The organism is Flavobacterium glaciei (genome assembly GCF_003350545.1).
Lineage (GTDB): Bacteria > Bacteroidota > Bacteroidia > Flavobacteriales > Flavobacteriaceae > Flavobacterium > Flavobacterium glaciei.
The window spans coordinates 135,207-154,359 of the sequence record NZ_QQBA01000002.1 but is presented as its reverse complement, the minus strand read 5'-3'; the positions used below and the strand labels follow the sequence as shown (position 1 = coordinate 154,359).

Sequence of the window (19,153 nt, the reverse complement as noted above, 5' to 3'; positions counted from 1 at the left end):
GATTTATTTGCTTTACAAAACTAACTCTTTAATATGACAAATATCATATTTTTAACTCATTCGATGAATGACCTTTGTTTCAGGTAAAATGAGCAAAGTTATGGACATACAAAACTGTTTCCATTGTGGGTTAGACATTATTAAAGAAGAAGAAATTATTTTTGATGCTAAAAATTTCTGTTGCAACGGTTGTAAAACGGTGTATGAAATTTTTAGTCTGAATGATTTGACTTGTTATTATGATTTTGAAAAATCCCCTGGAGCAACCCCGCAAGATATTAATGGTAAATATGATTTTTTAGACAATGAAAGTATTGTATCCAAATTATTGGAATTTCAGGAAAATTCAACCGCAATTATTTCACTTAACATTCCTCATATTCATTGCAGTTCGTGCATTTGGATTTTGGAAAATCTACAGCGTCTTCAAAAAGGAATAAGTACTTCTCAGGTTAATTTCCCTGAAAAAAGAGTCCGAATTACTTTTAATCCTGAAGTAGTTTCAATTAAAGCGATTGTTTATTTGTTGAGCTCCATTGGTTATGAACCTTACATTAGTTTAGAAAACTATGAAACAGGGAGCAATAATATAGATAGAAGTTTGACTTATAAACTAGGTGTTGCATTCTTTTGTTTTGGGAATATTATGTTGCTTTCGTTTCCAGAATATTTTGAGGTAAAAGAATATTGGTTAGACCAATACCGTGGTTTTTTCCGTTGGTTGATATTTGCTTTATCGTTGCCAAGTTTTTTTTACTCGGCTAGTGGTTATTACGTATCGGCGTATAAAAGTATCAAAACAAAAATGCTCAACATCGATATTCCTATTGCTTTAGGTATAGTGGTGATGTTTGTGCGAAGTACCTTTGATATAATAATGGATTATGGTTCTGGTTTTTTTGACAGCTTAACAGGATTGATTTTCTTTATGCTTTTAGGAAAAATGTTCCAAATCAAAACCTACAGCTTTTTGAGTTTTGAAAGGGATTTTAAGTCTTATTTCCCTATTGCAATCACTAAAATCAATACGGATGCTTCCGAAGAAAGTATAGCGATTTATGAAGTGGAAAAAGGCGATCGTTTACTCATCAGAAACCAAGAATTGATTCCGGTTGATGGGATTCTAATTTCTGAAAAAGCGGAAATCGATTATAGTTTTGTTACTGGAGAAGCAATTCCTATTACGAAACAATCTGGGGATAAATTATTTGCTGGAGGAAAACAAATAGGGAAAGTAATCGAAATGGAAGTTTTACATTCTGTTTCGCAAAGTTATTTGACTCAATTATGGAGTAATGATGTGTTCCAAAAAAATGTGGAACAAAAACACAAAACTATTACGGATAGCATTAGCCGTTATTTTACACCTATTTTATTACTGATTGCTTTTGCAGGATTTGGATATTGGATTTTCATAGATGCTAATACTGCTTTCAATGTGTTTACGGCAGTGCTTATTGTTGCTTGTCCTTGTGCATTGGCTTTGACTGCTCCATTTACTTTTGGGAACGTATTGCGAATATTAGGAAAACAGAAATTCTATCTCAAAAATGCTTTGGTTATTGAGCAATTAGCAAAAGTAGATACAATCGTTTTTGACAAAACAGGAACGATTACCACCAATAAAAAATCGAATATTTCTTATGAAGGAATAGCCCTTTCTGATGAGAATTTATTGCTGATAAAAAATGTACTTCGGGCTTCTAATCATCCGTTGAGCCGAATGCTTTATGACTATTTGCCTATTCCAATTTTGCCAAATAAATCAGCGATAGATTCTAAAAAATTGAAAGTGGATGCATTTGAAGAAATTACTGGAAAAGGAATTCAAGCCCAGATTTTTGGTTACCAAATTCAAATAGGTTCTGCTGCTTTTGTAGAAAAAAAGGAAGAGAATAATGTTCAGCAAACATCAGTTCACATTAAGATTAACGATGATTATTATGGAAAATTTATTTTTAACAATCAATATAGAGAAGGTTTAGAAGAACTTTTCCGAAACTTAAGTACTAATTATCAAATCAAGGTTTTATCGGGAGATAATGAAGGCGAACGAATAACTCTTGAACAGCTTTTGCCGAAAGGCACGGAATTGATTTTTAATCAAAAACCAGAACAGAAATTAGAATTTATTAAAAGTTTACAAGACAAAGGCAAAAACGTAATGATGGTGGGTGATGGATTGAATGATGCAGGAGCTTTAGCACAAAGTAATGTTGGAATCTCTATTTCTGAAAATGTGAATGTTTTTTCTCCAGCTTGTGACGCAATTTTGGATGCCGGTGAATTTCAGAAATTAAACTATTTCTTGAAATTATCTAAGAATTCCATAACGACTATCAAAATGAGTTTTGTACTCTCATTATTGTACAATGTAGTGGGATTGTCGTTTGCTATTACAGGTAATTTATTACCATTAGTGGCGGCTATTATTATGCCTTTGAGCACAATAACCATTGTGAGTTTTGTAACGATAATGAGCAGTTATTATGCAAATAAAAAATAGAATTATATAATTCTTTGAGTTTCGTTTTCACATAATTTTAACATATATAAATAAGTATGACAAATGTCATATTTTACTCTAAAACGTCAAAGTAACTTTGTAAACACAAATTAAGGTATGAGTGTCATTTATTTATTAATCTCCATCAGTATAATAGTCGCCATTGGTTTTTTTATTGCTTTTATACGAGCAGTAAAGACAGGTCAATATGACGACGATTATACGCCGTCTGTCAGAATGCTATTTGATGATGAGTTAATTCAGTCTAAAGCAAAAAAAGCTAAAACCGAGAGTTCAACTAAGTTATAACTTTCAACAAATCAATTTAATAATAAACAACTTTAATAATAATTATAAATATGGAAATGCAGCAGTTTTATTATGACAACAAAATTGTAAAAAAATTCATTTACGCAACCATTGTTTTTGGAGTGGTAGGAATGTTAGTGGGGCTTACATTGGCCTTTATGTTCCTTTTTCCAAATATTACTGATGGTATTTCGTGGTTGAGTTATGGTCGATTAAGACCTTTACATACTAATGCAGTTATTTTTGCTTTTGTAGGAAATGCAATGTTTGCGGGTATTTATTACTCACTGCAGCGTTTGTTAAAAGCCAGAATGTACAGTGATTTTTTGAGTAATCTTAATTTCTGGGGTTGGCAATTAATCATTGTAGCAGCAGCCATATCATTGCCATTAGGCTATACTTCTTCTAAAGAATATGCTGAATTAGAATGGCCAATAGATATAGCAATTGCATTGATTTGGGTTGTTTTTGGTATCAATATGATTGGAACGATTATAAAACGTAGAGAGCGACATTTGTATGTTGCCATCTGGTTTTACTTAGCAACATTCGTAACGGTTGCGGTTTTACATATTTTCAACAGTTTATCATTGCCTGTTTCTGGAATGAAAAGTTATTCTGTTTACGCAGGAGTTCAAGATGCTTTAGTACAGTGGTGGTACGGTCATAATGCGGTTGCGTTTTTCTTGACTACACCGTTTTTAGGATTGATGTATTATTTTATACCAAAGGCAGCGAATCGCCCTGTGTATTCTTACAGACTGTCAATTGTTCACTTTTGGTCGTTAATTTTTATTTATATCTGGGCTGGACCACACCATTTATTATATTCAGCGTTACCTAATTGGGCTCAAAATTTAGGAGTTGCATTCTCAATTATGTTGATTGCTCCATCTTGGGGTGGAATGATAAACGGACTTTTGACACTGAGAGGTGTTTGGGATAAAGTGCGTGTAGAGCCAGTTTTAAAATTCTTCGTTGTAGCAATTACAGGTTATGGAATGGCGACTTTTGAAGGACCTATGTTATCGCTTAAAAATGTAAATGCTATTGCGCATTATACGGATTGGATTATTGCACACGTACACGTAGGAGCATTAGCTTGGAATGGATTTATGGCATTTGGTATGATTTATTGGTTGGTTCCTAGAATGACAAAAAGCAATTTGTATTCTCTTAAATTGGCTAATTTTCACTTTTGGATTGGTACTTTAGGTATTATATTATATACAATCCCAATGTATGTTGCTGGTTTTTTACAAGCTTCTATGTGGAAACAATTCAATCCAGACGGGACTTTAACATACGGTAACTTTCTAGAAACAGTAACTCAAATCATGCCAATGTATTGGATGAGAGCTATTGGTGGAACCCTTTATTTAATTGGAATGTTTACCCTGGTGTATAACATTATTCAAACGGTTAGATTTGGTTCTAAAATTGAAGATGAATTAGCCGAAGCACCTGAATTAATGAAAATTAGTGCAGGAAGAGTAAAAGGAGAGAAATTTCACCCTTGGTTAGAAAGAAAACCTATTCAGTTAACTATTTTGGCGACTATCGCTATTCTTATTGGTGGTGTTATTCAAATTGTACCTACAATTATGGTGAAGTCTAATATTCCAACAATAGCAAGTGTAAAACCTTATTCTCCACTAGAATTAGAAGGGCGTGATTTATACATTCGTGAGGGTTGTGTAGGATGTCACTCGCAGTCAGTTCGTCCTTTCCGAAGTGAAGTAGAACGTTATGGACCACAATCTAAAGCAGGCGAATTTGTATACGATCATCCATTCTTATGGGGATCAAAACGTACAGGTCCGGATTTGTTGAGAGTTGGAGCAAAATACAATGACAATTGGCATTTTAACCACTTTTGGAATCCACAAAGTATATCTGCAGGATCTATTATGCCAGGTTATAAATGGCTGTTTGATAATAAACCTATGGATGTTTCTTTGACTCAAAAGAAAATGCAGGTTATGGCGACATTAGGGGTTCCTTATTCACAAGCTCAAATTGCAAGTGGTTTAGATGATCTAAGAAAACAAGCTATTGCAATTGAAGAGAGCTTGAAAAATGATCCTGACTTTGTCAAAAGTTATGATGAAAGCAAGAAAAAAGCGGCTGCAAGAGGAGAGAAATTTGTTCCAATGAACGAAAGGGAAATCGTTGCCATGATTGCTTACATGCAAAGACTTGGTACTGATATTAAAGTAAAAGAATAAAAATAAAAGTCATGTTCGAACAAATTAAACATAATATGGAAACGATTGAAGGTGTGGCCATATATCCCATCTTATCATTATTGATTTTTTTCGTCTTTTTTGTTGGGCTAGGCCTTTGGGTGTTATCCTACAAAAAAGAAACGATAAATGAATTGAGTCAAATTCCATTGAGAGACAATCAAATAGTATAATTTTTTAAAATTCAGAAAATGAAAAAATTAATTCCAGTATACGTGAGAGTACCTGTTATTTTCTTTGCTGTAATGATGGCAATGGAATATATGATTGACTCAGGAGATCGTCCTGCTTTTATAAAATTTCCGATGGTTTCCGTATTCTTACTTGTGTTCCTTTTTCTTTTGATTGCAATAGAAATTACGATGAAAGCAGTTGATAATATAATGTATCAGTTATTGACTGAGGAACAAAAAAGCCAGTTAAATGAAGCAAATAATTTGAGTTTCAAGGATAGGCAATGGTATAAAAACCTAATGGCAAAATTGACTAAAACCGAGTCAATAGACAATGAAGGTCAATTATTATTAGATCATGATTATGACGGTATCAAAGAATTAGATAATAATTTACCGCCTTGGTGGGTATATTTATTCTATGCTTGTATCATTTTTGGTGTTGTTTATATGGTGCGTTATGAAGTTTTAGGTGCTGATAATCAAGAGATGGAACTTAAAAAAGAAGTTGCTCAGGCCAAAATTGATATTGCAGAATACATGAAAACTGCACCGGATATGATGGATGAAAAAACAGTGACTTTATTGACAGATCCTGCTGATTTAGCTGCTGGTAAAGAAATTTACACTACTAATTGTGCTGCCTGTCACAGAGCAGATGCAGGAGGACAAATTGGACCAAACCTTACAGATGATCAATGGATATTGGGTGGTGGGATAAAAAATGTATTTCATACTTTAGTAAACGGAGGGCGTGATGGTAAAGGAATGATTTCTTGGAAAGGTACATTAAAACCTAAAGAAATGCAGAAAGTAGCCAGTTACATTCTATCCTTAAAAGGAAGTAATCCACCAGATGCAAAAGCTCCGGAAGGGGAAGTTTGGGTAGAAGAAGATGTTACTGTTGCGGTTAAATAACAATTAGAAACACACGTTTTTATTTAACTTAAGAATTTTAATAATTATTTTAAACTTGTGTTTTAAATAAAAAGAAATGTCAAAATTACCAGACGAAGCTTTTAGAGATACCATCGGTACAATTGATGAAGAAGGAAACAGAAAATTTATTTTTCCTAAAAAGCCTTCGGGGAAGTTTTATGATTACAGGAAATGGGTGAGTTATTTTTTACTGATTGTACTTGTTGCGAATCCTTTTATAAAGATAAATGGCAATCAGTTCATGATGTTCAACATACTGGAGCGCCGTTTTAATATATTAGGATTTCCATTTTGGCCGCAGGATATCTATCTTTTTGTTCTGGTTATTATTGTAGGAGTTGTTTTTGTGATACTTTTTACAGTGATATTTGGGCGAATATTTTGTGGTTGGATTTGCCCACAAACCATCTTTTTAGAAATGGTTTTCCGCAGGATTGAATATTGGATAGAAGGTGATCGTGGTGCTCAAATTCGTTTAGAAAAGCAAGAATGGAACGCTGAAAAAATCAGAAAGAAAGCTATAAAATGGACGATATTCCTAATTATTTCTTTTTTTATTGCCAATGTATTTCTAGCATATCTAATCAGTAGTGACAAGTTGTTGTTAATGATTGAAGAGGGACCTGCAAATCATCTAAGTACTTTAGTGTCCTTATTAATTTTTACTGGGGTTTTCTATTTTATTTTTGCATGGTTCAGAGAACAGGTTTGTATTATTGCTTGTCCTTACGGAAGATTGCAAGGTGTTTTATTAGATGATAAATCGATAAATGTAGCCTATGATTTTGTACGTGGTGAAAAAGAAGTTGGTAGAGCTAAATTTAATAAACAGGAAGATAGAGTTGCATCGGGTAAAGGTGATTGCATTGATTGCAAACAATGTGTAAATGTTTGCCCAACAGGAATTGACATACGTAACGGTACTCAAATGGAATGTGTCAATTGTACAGCCTGTATAGATGAATGTGATACCATTATGGATGGTATTGGATTGCCAAAAGGTTTGATTCGTTATGCCTCTGAAGATGAAATTGAGAAAAACATCAAGTTCAAATTTACCCCAAGAATGAAAGGGTATTCCGCTGTGTTATTCATCTTGACAGGTATTTTGATTGGATTATTATTCTTGCGTTCGGATGTTGAAGCTATTATTTTGAGACTTCCAGGTCAGTTATTTGAACACAAAGGCGAAAACATTAGTAATATTTATACTTTTAAAATCATAAACAAAACCAACAAGGATTTTAATGATATTCATTTTAAATTAGTAGATATCAAAGGAGTTTTAAAAATTGTAGGGAAACAAGATATTAAAATACCAAAACAAGGCATGGATGGTGGTTCACTTTTTATAGAAATTAACCAAAATTTACTAGATAGTGATAAAACAAAACTGAAAATTGAGGTTTTTAATGGGAGTGAAAAAATTGAAACAACAACTACAAACTTTTTGAGTCCGCGTAGTTTTGATTAATAGGGTGCAATAGAGATTCATCAAAAAATATAACATTATGAAATTTAGCTGGGGAACAGGAATTGTAATCGCTTTTGGTTTGTTTATAACCTTTATTTTGTATTTTGTTTTTAAAGTACAATCCGATTCAAAATATGATAATGAGTTAGTGGTTGAAGAATATTACAAGCATGATGCTCATTTTGGAGATGAAATGGCTCGAATTCAAAATGCAGCAGATTTGAATCAAAAACCTACAATTAATAATGTTTCGAACGGAATTGAAATAGTATTTCCAAAAATCTTTGTTCCAAAAAACATTAAAGGTAAAGTGTCCCTTTATAGACCGTCTAACAAAAAATTAGATTTTGAAATTCCAATTTCATTATCTGATGCTACTACTTTGCTCATACCTAAAAAAAGTTTGGCAGGCGGTCGATGGGACATTAATATGGAATGGCAATATGATGGAAAATCATATTTGTCTAAAGAAACAATATATATCAACTAGTCTTAATTTTAAAAGCTTAAAGACAATTTATTGGATTTAAAACTTTTATTTTTATGACATTAGACAAAAAAAATGCTTTATACTGCCTTTATTTTTGGTTTAATAAGTAGTTTTCACTGCATAGGTATGTGTGGTCCTATTGCCATGATGTTACCCGTAGACAGAACCAATCAGTCTAAAAAAGTTATTCAAATCATCACGTATCATTTAGGAAGATTAACGGCTTACGCCACTATAGGTTTCGTTTTTGGACTGCTTGGAAAAGGTTTTTTCATGGCTGGCTTACAACAGAAATTATCGATATTCATTGGTGTAGCTATGATTATTGTAGTGCTGATTCCTGATACTCTTTTTGCAAAATATAATTTTTCGAAACCTGTTTTTAAATTAATTTCAAAAATAAAAACAGCGTTAGGAAGTCAGTTCAGAAACAAAAGTTACAAATCCCTTTTTACAATAGGTTTACTAAATGGCTTTTTGCCATGCGGAATGGTTTATGTTGCCTTATTTGGTGCTATTGCCATGCAAAGTGAAAGTCTTGGTGTTTTATATATGATTTTATTCGGATTAGGAACTGTTCCTTTGATGAGCAGCGTGGTATATATCAATTCATTCTTAACAGTACCAATTCGAAACCGCATCCAGAAAGCTATTCCTTATGTAGCGGTATGTATTGGTTGCTTATTTATTTTAAGAGGTTTGGGATTGGGAATTCCTTATATTTCTCCATCTGATATGAGTTTATTTATTCAAGCTGATCCCAATTGTCATTAAGTTTTAGTTGTATACTAATAGAAAAGCACGCCATTTAGCGTGCTTTTTTATATCTTCAAAAATTTCTAAAACATTAAATTGTCATCGAAAACAGTGCTGTTTCTGGAGCTTTTCTTTTCAATCGTAAGTCAAATGCCATACAAATATTACGCACATACGGTTTCCCATTTTCTGTAACGGCAATGCCATTGTCTTTTATGATTAGCAATCCATCATTTTCCATTTCTTTCAATTGAAGAATTATATCTGGAATTTCATTGAAATAATCTTCTTTTTTTACCCAAGATGTTTCAAATTGACACATTAAATTCAGAATGTGTTTTCTGATAATAAGGTCTTCATCAGTCAATAAATGCCCTTTGAAAATCGGTAATTTATTCCATTCTAATATTTGATAATAATCTTCTAAATTTTTTACATTCTGTGCAAAACTGTACCAACTGTCACTGATGGAAGAAACCCCCAAACCAATCATTAATTGTGTTTTAGAGGAACTATAGCCCATAAAATTACGATGCAATGTCCCGTTCTGAAAAGACTTGTATAAACTGTCTGATTCTAAAGCAAAATGGTCCATTCCTATTTCATTATATCCGTTTTCATACAATAATTTTTTACCGGTCTCGTACAATATTCTCTTTTTATCATCTTTTGGAATGTCTTCGTCATTAAAACCTCGTTGTCCATTGCCTTTAATCCACGGAACGTGTGCATAACTATAAAATGCCAATCGGTCGGGCTGTAATGATTTTGTTTTTTCAATCGTATCAATGATATCTTCTACTTCCTGAAAGGGTAATCCAAAAATGATATCATGTCCTATAGAAGTATATCCAATTTCTCTAGCCCAAAAGGTAACTTTTGCCACATTATGAAAAGGTTGAAAACGGTGAATTGCTTTTTGTACTTTCTCTGAATAGTCTTGAACACCAAAACTTACTCTTCTAAAACCTAAATCATAAAGTTTTTGCAAATGTTCATGCGATGTGTTATTGGGATGACCTTCAAAACTGAACTCATGATCTTTGGCTTTTTTGGCATGAACAAAAATTCCATTGATTAAATCCTCTAAATTTTTAGTGGAAAAAAATGTAGGAGTTCCACCGCCCAAATGAATTTCTTTGATTGTTGGTTTTTCCCCCAGAATTTTACAATAAATTGCCCATTCTTTCAAAACTGCTTCAATGTATGGGTTTTCAGCGCTATGATTTTTGGTAATACGCTTGTTGCAGCCACAAAAAGTACACAAGCTTTCGCAAAACGGCAAATGGATATACAAACTGATTCCTTCTGTAGCATTGCTTTCTTGAAATGATTTTTTTAACGTTTCAACCCAAATTTCTTCTGAAAAATCAGTTTCATCCCAATAAGGAACCGTAGGGTAACTCGTATATCTTGGGCCGGGTACATTGTATTTTTGAATCAAAGAATTTTTCATGGCAAAATCATTTATCGTTGTTCAAAAGTAGAACGACTACTCAATTATTAAAATGATAATTATCATATCAATGTAATAATTCGTTATTATAAAATAGTCCAATTGTGATTTCGTACGCAGTCAATAACCATAATGACATCTCGACTGCGCTCGATATAAATGTCATTAAGCTAAAAGTTTATTTGTTATTCTGACGAAGGAGGAATCTCTGTTTTTTGCTCACGTTTGTTAGGATTCCTCCTTCGTCGGAAAGACAAAATCATGAGGATTTTTCCTTAACGTAATGACATTGCGCTCGATATAACAAAAAAATATAGAGACTGCAATGTGTATGTCAATAGTGACTTATGCAAAAAAAAAACTCGAACTGTTTAAGTTCGAGGTTTCTGCATTAACGTTAACTAAGATTTATTCTTGGTTAAGATTTCTCAATTGTTTTAGTTTTTCTTTCCAAACATCAAGACTTTCTTTATGAATAGCGATGTTTTTACGAACTTCTAATACAATAGAATTTTCTTTTTTTGCATTTTTTGTATTAGTAAAGAATTGAATGTTATTTTCTAATTGGAAAATTTCATTCTGAACTTCTTCAATCTTACGCATTAGAAAAATCTTTTCGTTTTCCAGTTTTCGGGTATCGTTACTTTCAGACAAATGATCCATTCTGTTTGCAAAACGCATCATATCTGTATCTTTCTTGCTCAAACTCAATTTTTCAAAAAGCGCATCTAGGATTTTATTAAATTTCCCTTCAATATGCCTTCTTGGGAAAGGTACTTTTCCAAAGTTTTTCCAAGTTTCTATATGCAATTTGATAGCATCTAAATCTGTTTTGTGATCTCCGGTCAACTGAAATTCTCTCAGCGTTTCCAGATAGGCTTTTTTATTATCAAAAGCGGCTACTTCTTCGCCATTTTCTTCATTTTTTTGCTCTTTTAACTTGTCAAAATAATGATTGCAGGCATCTTTAAATTCTTTCCAGATTTTATCAGAGTATTTTCTTGGTACATGTCCTATCTGTTTCCACTCATCCTGAATTTTTTTCATGATAGGTGTAGTCACATTAAAATCAACACTTTCTTGCAATTCTTTAGCTTTAGCAACAAGAGCTATTTTCTTGCTTAAATTGTCGTTTTGATCTTTTTTAATGTCTTTATAAAATGAATTTTTGAAAGTATTAAAATTTCTGACAGCCGTTTTAAAACTAGCCCAAGTTTCTTCATTCACATCAGATGGAACCTTTCCAGCAGAGAAGAAAGCAGTACGCAAGGCTTCCACTTTTTCTATCTGAGCCAGCCATTGTGAGTGTGCATTTACTTTTTCAGTAGCTAAAACTTCAATTTTGGCAATAATTTCTTTTTTCTTTTCTAAATTCTCAAGCTCAGTTCCTCTTTGGTTTTCAAATAAAACTTCACGTTTATCATGCATCTGTTTGGTCAAGTCGCTAAACTTATTCCAAATCACGTCACGATGTTCTCTAGAAACAGGTCCTATATCTTCTTTCCAAATTCTATGTAAGTCTTGTAATTCTCGGAATGCTTTATTGATATCCGCCTCGTTTACTAATTCTTCAACACGAGCAACAATTTTTTGTTTTTGCTCTAAATTATGTTTAAAATCTAAGTCTCTCGCTTCTCGATCTAAGTGTAAATAATCATAAAAATTTTCCACATGAAAATGAAAGTTGTTCCACACGTGGTTGTATTTATCCTTAGGAATAGGTCCAGCATTTTTCCATCGTTCTCTTAAATCATTAAAATGCTTTAAGGTGTCTTTGATATTTGCCTGCGGATTTATCAACTCCTTTAATTCCTCAACAATAGCTAAACGGTTCTCTAAATTGGTTTTTAGATTCGTTTGTAAACTCTTGAAGTGTGTATTTTTAATATCTCTAAACTGAGAATAATATTTATCAAAATTAGTCTTAAGTGGAGAATGATATTGAAAATCTTCATTTGGATCTTGATTTTCTGCCAGAAATTCTTCTTTTTTCTCCTCCAGTAGATGATTGTATTTAGCTAAAAATACTTTTTTTATTTCTTCAATATGCTCCTTAAATGACATCACTTTGTCATTAGCAACTAAACTTTTCAGTTCGTCTACTAATGCTTCGAGTGACAAACTATCATAATCCTGCAATGGAATTTCATGACGCTCTTTCAGCGTTTCATCTTCGCTTTCTTCGGCGTTTGTTTCTGCAATGGCGTCAATGGCTGTTTGATTTTCTGTCTCTGAAACCGTTTCTTCCATAGAAGGCGACACTACATTATCTTCCGCAGGAAAATCAGTTGGTTCTACTAATTCTGATACTTCCGCAGCAGCCGCAGTAGCATCAATTGAGTTATTTTCAATATTTCCATCTGCTTCAAGCAGGTTATCATTCTTTTCTTCTAACATTTTTTCAATGTGTAAGGTTTCTAATTAGATTTAACACGAAAGGTACTAAAGCAGTATCAAAGTACAAAATAAAACCCCTTATTTATTGTCATTTTATGTTGCAAATGTTTTTTTTTTGGAGCAATTTCCTGCTGTTCGCTGTATTCCTAATTTAAAAAAACTACGGCTAAAAAAGCCTTGTTTTCCTAAATCGGGAGATGCCGCTGCCATCAGGGTTAGGGTTTTGTGGATGAAAGTGTAAGTTGTATTCAAAAAAAAAGTCCCACCGAAGCAGGACTAAAGATTTTCATCTACGGCATATAGCCTTATTGTGATAAGATTAAAGATTAGAAATTTTAATCAGTAACAAACATAAATAAAAAATAGTTAAGTTGCAATGCGGAAAACCGTAAAATGAACAATTATTTTAATTGTACTTTGCAATATTCTTACAAAACACATAGTAGTATGGCAAAAATATTAGGATTAGATTTAGGAACAAACTCAATTGGGTGGGCGATAGTTGATAAAGATGGGAATGAATTTTCTCTAGTAGATAAAGGTGTTAGGATATTTTCGGAAGGCGTAAAATCAGAAAAAGGTATTGAAAGTTCTCGTGCAGCAGAAAGAACCGCTTTCAGAAGTGCTAGAAAATTAAAATACCGTAGAAAGTTGAGAAAGTATGAAACTTTAAAAGTGCTTTCTAAAAACAATATGTGTCCATTATCTATTGAAGAAGTTGAAGAATGGAGAAAGTCAGGATTTAAAAAATATCCTATGAATCCTGAATTCTTGAAATGGTTGCGAACTGATGAAAATGAAAATATAAATCCTTATGTGTTTAGAGATAAGGCAAGCAAACAAAAAGTTTCTTTGTTTGAATTAGGTAGAGCATTATATCATATTGCTCAAAGAAGAGGTTTTTTAAGTAATCGATTGGATCAATCTGCAGAAGGAATTTTGGAAGAACATTGTCCAAAAATCCAAGCAAGTATTGAAGATTTGAGTTCTAAAGAAGAAATTATTTCAGAATTAAAAGAATATTTTTTAGAAACTGGAATTTTTGATGCCAATGAAAAAACTGGTTTTGCAAAAGATTTAGATGAGGGCGACAAAAAATTAGTTTCATTGTATAAATCAATGTTGGCAATAATTAAGAATAATGAGAATAATTTTGAAAAAGGTAAAGAAGAAATTATTGCAAGATTAAATAAAAAAGATGCTTTAGGAGCAGTTAAAGGTAAAATCAAAGACATTTCCCAAGCAATGATTGACGGAAATTTCGAAACACTAGGTCAATATTTCTTTAGTTTATACAATAAAAGCAAGATTAGAAATCAATATACTTCGAGAGAAGAACATTATCTTGAAGAGTTTAATATAATTTGTCAGATACAAGGAATAGGAGAAATCATAGTCGATGAATTGTTACCTGAAAAAAAATATAATGGATTAGCTAAAGATTTATATAAAGCAATATTTTTTCAGCGACCATTAAAATCACAGAAAGGATTGATAGGTAAATGTTCGTTTGAAAAAAGCAAAACTCGTTGCGCCATTTCTCATCCAGATTTTGAGGAATATAGAATGTGGACTTATTTAAACACAATAAAGATTGGAACTCAATCGGATAAAACTTTGCGATTTTTATCACAAGATGAAAAGCAAAGTTTGATTTCTAAATTTTTAAGAAAAAAAGACAATTTTAATTTTGAAGATTTAGCCAAAGAATTGATTCCAAAAGGAGCTACATTCAATTTCTATAAATCTTCCAAAGCTAACGAGGTTAATTATTTGTTTAATTACAAACCTTATGATACTGTAACGGCAAGCCCAGTTTCGGCATCTTTAAAAAACATTTTTGGAGAAGATTGGAAAACTAAAACCATTTCATATAAAACCAAAAACTCAAAAGGAATTGAAGTAAATCGAACTGTAGATTATAAGGATTTATGGCATTTACTTTCCGTTTCAACATCAGATATTTATTTGTTTCAATATGCCAAAGAGAAGTTAGGATTGGATGATAAAAATGCCAAATCATTTAGTAAAATTCGATTGAAAAAAGATTTTGCAAGTTTGAGTTTGAATGCTATCACCAAGATTTTGCCTTATGTTAGAGAAGGATTGCTGTATTCTCACGCCGTTTTTATGGCAAATATTGAAAGTATTGTTGATGAATCTATATGGAACGACAGCAATCAAAGAAAATTTATTCAAGATAAAATTGCTGAAATAATTGAAAATCACACTTTTGAAAATGGAAAATTAGAAGTAATTAATAGTTTGATTAAAGAGTGTAAAGCGGTAGGTGCTTTTTATTCTAAAGAAGCCGAAAATATCTACAAATCAGATTTGGATAAAAAATTAATTCCTTTCGTTAAATTCCATAAAATAGAATCAGACAAAGAATCAATTTTAAGCGAGCTATTTCCTGTTTTAATTGAGCAATTGAAAAAATATGAATATATAAAAATCAATCGTTTAGATGAAAAAGTTTTAGACTTCATAAAAGGTAAAAATGATGATGGCGAAATATTCTGTACAAAAGAAAAGCGAATTAATAAACTGTATCATCCATCTGACATAGAGGTTTTTAAAAAGAAAATCATTAAAGACGAATTCAGAAATGAAAAAGTGGTTTTAGGAAGTCCGTTAACGTCATCAATTAAAAATCCAATGGCAATGCGTGCTTTGTATCAATTGCGAAAAGTGTTGAATACATTGATTTTTGAAGGACTAGTTGACGAAAAAACTATTATTCATATTGAAATGGCTCGTGAACTGAACGATGCCAATAAGCGAAAAGGGATTCAAGATTATCAAAATGAAAATAAAAAGAATAGAGAAGAATATGCCAAAGATATAAGGAAGTTATATTTTGACGAATGCAAAAAAGAGATTGAACCAACAGAAGATGATTTATTACGGTATCAACTTTGGCTAGAGCAGAATAGGCAAGAAATTTATGAAGATGGAAGAAATATAAGTATATGTGACATCATTGGAACTGACCCAAAATATGATTTCGAACACACAATTCCAAGAAGTCGTTCACAAGACAATTCTCAAATGAACAAGACGCTTTGCAGTCAAAAGTTCAATAGAGAAATCAAAGGGAATAAAATGCCTTTTGAGTTAAGTAATTATCTCGAAATTTTACCAAGAATTGCACATTGGAAAGAAGAATCAGATAATTTGACTAGAGAAATCGAGATTATTTCTCGCTCCATAAAAGCAGCAGCTACAAAAGAGCTTAAAGACAAGAAAATAAGACGAAGACATTACTTGACTTTAAAAAGAGACTATCTAAAAGGGAAATACGACCGATTTATTTGGGAAGAGCCAAAAGTTGGTTTCAAAAACAGTCAAATTCCAGATACAGGGATTATCACAAAGTATTCGCAAGCCTATTTGAAATCTTATTTCAAAAGAGTAGAATCCGTAAAAGGAGGAATGGTTGCCGAGTTCAGAAAAATTTGGGGAATTCAAGAGAGTTTTCAAGAAAACGATAAAAAATATTTTCACGAAAAAGACCGAAGCAAACACACACATCACACCATCGATGCGATTACAATTGCTTGTATGACCAAAGAGAAATATGATGCATTAGCCAATGCTTGGACACACGAAGACAAAGGACAACTTGGCGAAGCACGAAAATTATTAGCCGATTCTAAACCTTGGAAGACTTTTAAAGAAGATTTAAAAAAGATAGAAGAAGAAATTTTAGTATCACATTATACACCCGATAATGTAAAAAAACAGTCTAAAAAAATTGTTAGAATTAGAGGGAAGAAACAATTTAGAGATGAAAATTTATTAGATAAAAGAGGAAATACAATTCCAATTTTTGGAAAAAGATTAAATGAAGAAGAGGTTTTATCAAAAGTTGAAGGAAAAGATTATTTTAAAATTCAAAAGAATAGCGAAACCTTATATTATGAGTATCTATTTGATAAATCTGGAAATATAATTTACAAGAAAATCCCAATCTTTAAACAAGGTGATACCATCCGCGGTTCATTACACCAAGACAGTATTTATGGAGCAATTAAAAATCCATTAAATACAGAGGAAATCCGTTATGTAATCCGTAAAGATTTAGAAAGTATCAAAGCATCCGATATCGAGAATATTGTTGATGAAATGGTTAAAGAAAAAGTGAAGGATGCTATCGGAAATAAAGTTTTATTAATTTCATCAAATGCGCAACAAAAAAACAAATTAGACGGAACGGTTTGGATGAATGAAGAAAAAGGAATTCCAATAAACAAAGTTAGATTGTATGCGAATTCAGTAAAGAATCCTTTAGAAATTAAAGAGCATAGTTCATTATCAAAATCTCGACACGAACATAAGCAAAAAATATATGCTCAAAATGATGAGAATTTTGCAATTGCTATCTATGAAGATTTTGATAAAAAAGGAAAAATAAAAAGGTCGTTTGAAATGATTAATAATATCGATGCTGGTTCATACTATAAGTTAAGTAATGGAGAAAATAAAATGAACTATGACATTGTAACTAATCCTCACGATAAAACAGGATTACCATTAAAGTATATTCTAAAAAAAGGATTGATGGTTTTGTTTTTTAAAGAAAACCAACAAGAGATTTTAGAATTGCCTATTAATGATTTACATAATCGATTATACAAATTAGCTAAATTTGATGCCCAAGGGAGGTTAACTTTTAGAACTCATTTTGAAGCTAGGCAAGCTAGTGATTTAAAAGAAATTTATAATGTAGATTTTGAAAACCCATTTGAACAAATTAGATTGCAAGTAAGTAAATTAAATATGTTAGTCGAAGGATATGAGTTCGTATTGTCTTCCTCTGGCAAAATAACTTTTATTTAAAAAGATTAAAAGTTCTTTGACATGTTTCATTGTCTTAAACAGCCAAACCACAACTGAAAGGTATGGCATCCGCCCAGCAGGGATGCAGTAGCTTTCAGTTGTGGTTTGATTAAAGATTAGAAAACACGATATTCCACATTTGCAAGCGCATTAGAGACGTTTAGTTGTGGTTTGATTAAAGATTAGAAAACACGATATTTTCAATAACTAATAAATATTTATAAAAATGGTTGTGGTTTGATTAAAGATTAGAAAACACGATATTTGTTTTTAGAAAAACAACTTTTGAAGAATGGTTGTGGTTTGATTAAAGATTAGAAAACACGATATTTTTGGTTTATGCTTGGATTTCTTTCAGCCGGTTGTGGTTTGATTAAAGATTAGAAAACACGATATTATTATAGTTTTTGAATCGTCCACAACCTCGGTTGTGGTTTGATTAAAGATTAGAAAACACGATATTTAGCTTATCTAATTCCAGTTTATTACTTTCGTTGTGGTTTGATTAAAGATTAGAAAACACGATATTTGCACCAATAACAGGGTTAATGCTTGCTGTGTTGTGGTTTGATTAAAGATTAGAAAACACGATATTTATGGAATTATACACCGAAGTTACTACGAGTTGTGGTTTGATTAAAGATTAGAAAACACGATATTAGTTGGTTTGTTACCTTCTAATTTTCAGCTGATTATGAGTAAATATCGTATAAAAAAATGCCTCTTTTTTGGATTGATAACCCAAGATTGGAGCATTTTTTTATTTGTAGGTACAGGTCGCGACCCGTACCTACAAATAATAATGTATTTTTAAAATAAATTTTGTTATTTGCAACACGTAGGGACAGGTCGCGACCTGTCTGTACTACCGTGTGTCAAGGCGTAATGGCTGAAAATAGCAAATCAATATGAAAAATAGAAAAGCAAATAGATTGAAAGGATATGATTATTCGAAAAATAATTTATATTTTGTAACATCATGCGTGAAAAATATGGAATGTTGTTTTGGTGATGTGGTTTCGGTAGGGACAGGTCGCGACCTGTCTTTACGTATTCCCGATAAAAATATTTCTGATAAAAACAATCCATATAAAAATATTTCTGATAAAAACAATCCAGATAAAAATAATCTTGATAAAAATATTCCCGATAAAAATGATCTCGATGAAATTGAAGCAGAAATGATTTTAAATGAATATGGGATTATAGCGAATAATCAATTGGAATGGTTAGAAAAACAATATCCTTACATTAGTCTTCATTCTTATATTGTAATGCCAAATCATATTCATGCAGTGATTGAAATTGATTCTAATTTAATAAAGGCAGCTACTAATCAATGTTTGCCAAAAGAGATTGTTAAAATAAAATCGCTTTCTCAAATTATGGGAGCATATAAAACGACTAGTTCTAAATTAATTCATGAAGCTGGTAATGATGAGTTTGCATGGCATCGTTCTTTTTACGACCATATTATTAGAGATGAAAAATCGTATTTTAACATTGTAAGCTATATAGAAAAAAATCCCAATACTTGGCATAAAGATAAATTTCACACTAGTTAG

12 protein-coding genes and 1 CRISPR repeat array are annotated in these 19,153 nt (G+C 31.9%); of the genes, 10 read left to right on the top strand and 2 right to left on the bottom strand.

Annotation, left to right across the window (positions count from 1 at the left end; genetic code table 11):
* Window positions 1-100 precede the first annotated feature (100 nt).
* The 8 genes from DFR66_RS02645 to DFR66_RS02610 all read left to right on the top strand — a co-directional run bounded on the left by DFR66_RS02645 (window position 101) and on the right by DFR66_RS02610 (window position 8,911).
* The gene (locus tag DFR66_RS02645; protein ID WP_114753454.1) at window positions 101-2,506 is read left to right on the top strand and encodes a heavy metal translocating P-type ATPase; all 2,406 of its coding nucleotides are present in this window, start codon (window positions 101-103) and stop codon (window positions 2,504-2,506) included.
* Window positions 2,507-2,623: 117 nt separating this feature from the next.
* Entirely contained in the window at window positions 2,624-2,815 is a 192-nt protein-coding gene (ccoS, locus tag DFR66_RS02640; RefSeq protein ID WP_114753300.1) for a cbb3-type cytochrome oxidase assembly protein CcoS, read from the top strand.
* Between the two features lie 50 nt (window positions 2,816-2,865).
* On the top strand, window positions 2,866-5,043 hold the full coding sequence (gene ccoN / locus DFR66_RS02635; protein WP_114753299.1) for a cytochrome-c oxidase, cbb3-type subunit I: 2,178 nt from the start codon (window positions 2,866-2,868) through the stop codon (window positions 5,041-5,043).
* Window positions 5,044-5,054: 11 nt separating this feature from the next.
* Window positions 5,055-5,234: a cbb3-type cytochrome c oxidase subunit 3 gene (locus DFR66_RS02630; RefSeq protein ID WP_114753298.1), complete on the top strand. Its 180-nt coding sequence runs from the start codon at window positions 5,055-5,057 to the stop codon at window positions 5,232-5,234.
* Between the two features lie 18 nt (window positions 5,235-5,252).
* On the top strand, window positions 5,253-6,152 hold the full coding sequence (locus DFR66_RS02625) for a cbb3-type cytochrome c oxidase N-terminal domain-containing protein (RefSeq protein ID WP_114753297.1): 900 nt from the start codon (window positions 5,253-5,255) through the stop codon (window positions 6,150-6,152).
* Window positions 6,153-6,228: 76 nt separating this feature from the next.
* Window positions 6,229-7,647 carry a cytochrome c oxidase accessory protein CcoG gene (gene ccoG / locus DFR66_RS02620; RefSeq protein ID WP_114753296.1) on the top strand — a complete coding sequence of 473 codons (1,419 nt, stop codon included), beginning with the start codon at window positions 6,229-6,231 and terminating at the stop codon, window positions 7,645-7,647.
* A gap of 37 nt (window positions 7,648-7,684) precedes the next feature.
* Entirely contained in the window at window positions 7,685-8,137 is a 453-nt protein-coding gene (locus tag DFR66_RS02615) for a FixH family protein (protein ID WP_114753295.1), read from the top strand.
* 72 nt (window positions 8,138-8,209) lie between these two features.
* Complete coding sequence (locus tag DFR66_RS02610) at window positions 8,210-8,911, top strand: sulfite exporter TauE/SafE family protein (protein ID WP_114753294.1); 702 nt, start codon at window positions 8,210-8,212, stop codon at window positions 8,909-8,911.
* A 73-nt stretch (window positions 8,912-8,984) separates the two neighbouring features.
* On the opposite strand, the gene hemN is transcribed toward DFR66_RS02610, so the two are convergent.
* Window positions 8,985-10,349: an oxygen-independent coproporphyrinogen III oxidase gene (gene hemN / locus DFR66_RS02605; protein ID WP_114753293.1), complete on the bottom strand. Its 1,365-nt coding sequence runs from the start codon at window positions 10,347-10,349 to the stop codon at window positions 8,985-8,987.
* Between the two features lie 408 nt (window positions 10,350-10,757).
* A complete protein-coding gene (locus tag DFR66_RS02600) occupies window positions 10,758-12,746 on the bottom strand; it encodes a DUF349 domain-containing protein (protein ID WP_114753292.1) in 1,989 nt (662 codons plus the stop codon).
* A gap of 447 nt (window positions 12,747-13,193) precedes the next feature.
* Here DFR66_RS02600 and cas9 point away from each other — a divergent pair, with 447 nt between their 5' ends.
* Together cas9 and DFR66_RS02590 are read left to right on the top strand one after the other, a co-directional pair.
* Window positions 13,194-17,588, top strand: a complete 4,395-nt coding sequence (gene cas9 / locus DFR66_RS02595; RefSeq protein WP_114753291.1) for a type II CRISPR RNA-guided endonuclease Cas9 — start codon at window positions 13,194-13,196, stop codon at window positions 17,586-17,588.
* Between the two features lie 97 nt (window positions 17,589-17,685).
* Window positions 17,686-18,249: a CRISPR direct-repeat array (repeat unit 37 nt; unit sequence GTTGTGGTTTGATTAAAGATTAGAAAACACGATATTT).
* A 247-nt stretch (window positions 18,250-18,496) separates the two neighbouring features.
* A complete protein-coding gene (locus DFR66_RS02590; protein WP_114753290.1) occupies window positions 18,497-19,153 on the top strand; it encodes a transposase in 657 nt (218 codons plus the stop codon).

What these genes read in the sequence shown, in the direction of transcription:
- ccoS (WP_114753300.1), top strand. Translation starts at nt 2,624, where the DNA reads ATGAGTGTCATTTATTTATTAATCTCCATCAGTATAATAGTCGCCATT.
- DFR66_RS02630 (WP_114753298.1), top strand. Translation starts at nt 5,055, where the DNA reads ATGTTCGAACAAATTAAACATAATATGGAAACGATTGAAGGTGTGGCC.
- cas9 (WP_114753291.1), top strand. Translation starts at nt 13,194, where the DNA reads ATGGCAAAAATATTAGGATTAGATTTAGGAACAAACTCAATTGGGTGG.
- ccoN (WP_114753299.1), top strand. Translation starts at nt 2,866, where the DNA reads ATGGAAATGCAGCAGTTTTATTATGACAACAAAATTGTAAAAAAATTC.
- hemN (WP_114753293.1), bottom strand. Translation starts at nt 10,349, where the DNA reads ATGAAAAATTCTTTGATTCAAAAATACAATGTACCCGGCCCAAGATAT.
- DFR66_RS02625 (WP_114753297.1), top strand. Translation starts at nt 5,253, where the DNA reads ATGAAAAAATTAATTCCAGTATACGTGAGAGTACCTGTTATTTTCTTT.
- ccoG (WP_114753296.1), top strand. Translation starts at nt 6,229, where the DNA reads ATGTCAAAATTACCAGACGAAGCTTTTAGAGATACCATCGGTACAATT.
- DFR66_RS02600 (WP_114753292.1), bottom strand. Translation starts at nt 12,746, where the DNA reads ATGTTAGAAGAAAAGAATGATAACCTGCTTGAAGCAGATGGAAATATT.
- DFR66_RS02610 (WP_114753294.1), top strand. Translation starts at nt 8,210, where the DNA reads ATGCTTTATACTGCCTTTATTTTTGGTTTAATAAGTAGTTTTCACTGC.
- DFR66_RS02590 (WP_114753290.1), top strand. Translation starts at nt 18,497, where the DNA reads ATGAAAAATAGAAAAGCAAATAGATTGAAAGGATATGATTATTCGAAA.
- DFR66_RS02615 (WP_114753295.1), top strand. Translation starts at nt 7,685, where the DNA reads ATGAAATTTAGCTGGGGAACAGGAATTGTAATCGCTTTTGGTTTGTTT.
- DFR66_RS02645 (WP_114753454.1), top strand. Translation starts at nt 101, where the DNA reads ATGGACATACAAAACTGTTTCCATTGTGGGTTAGACATTATTAAAGAA.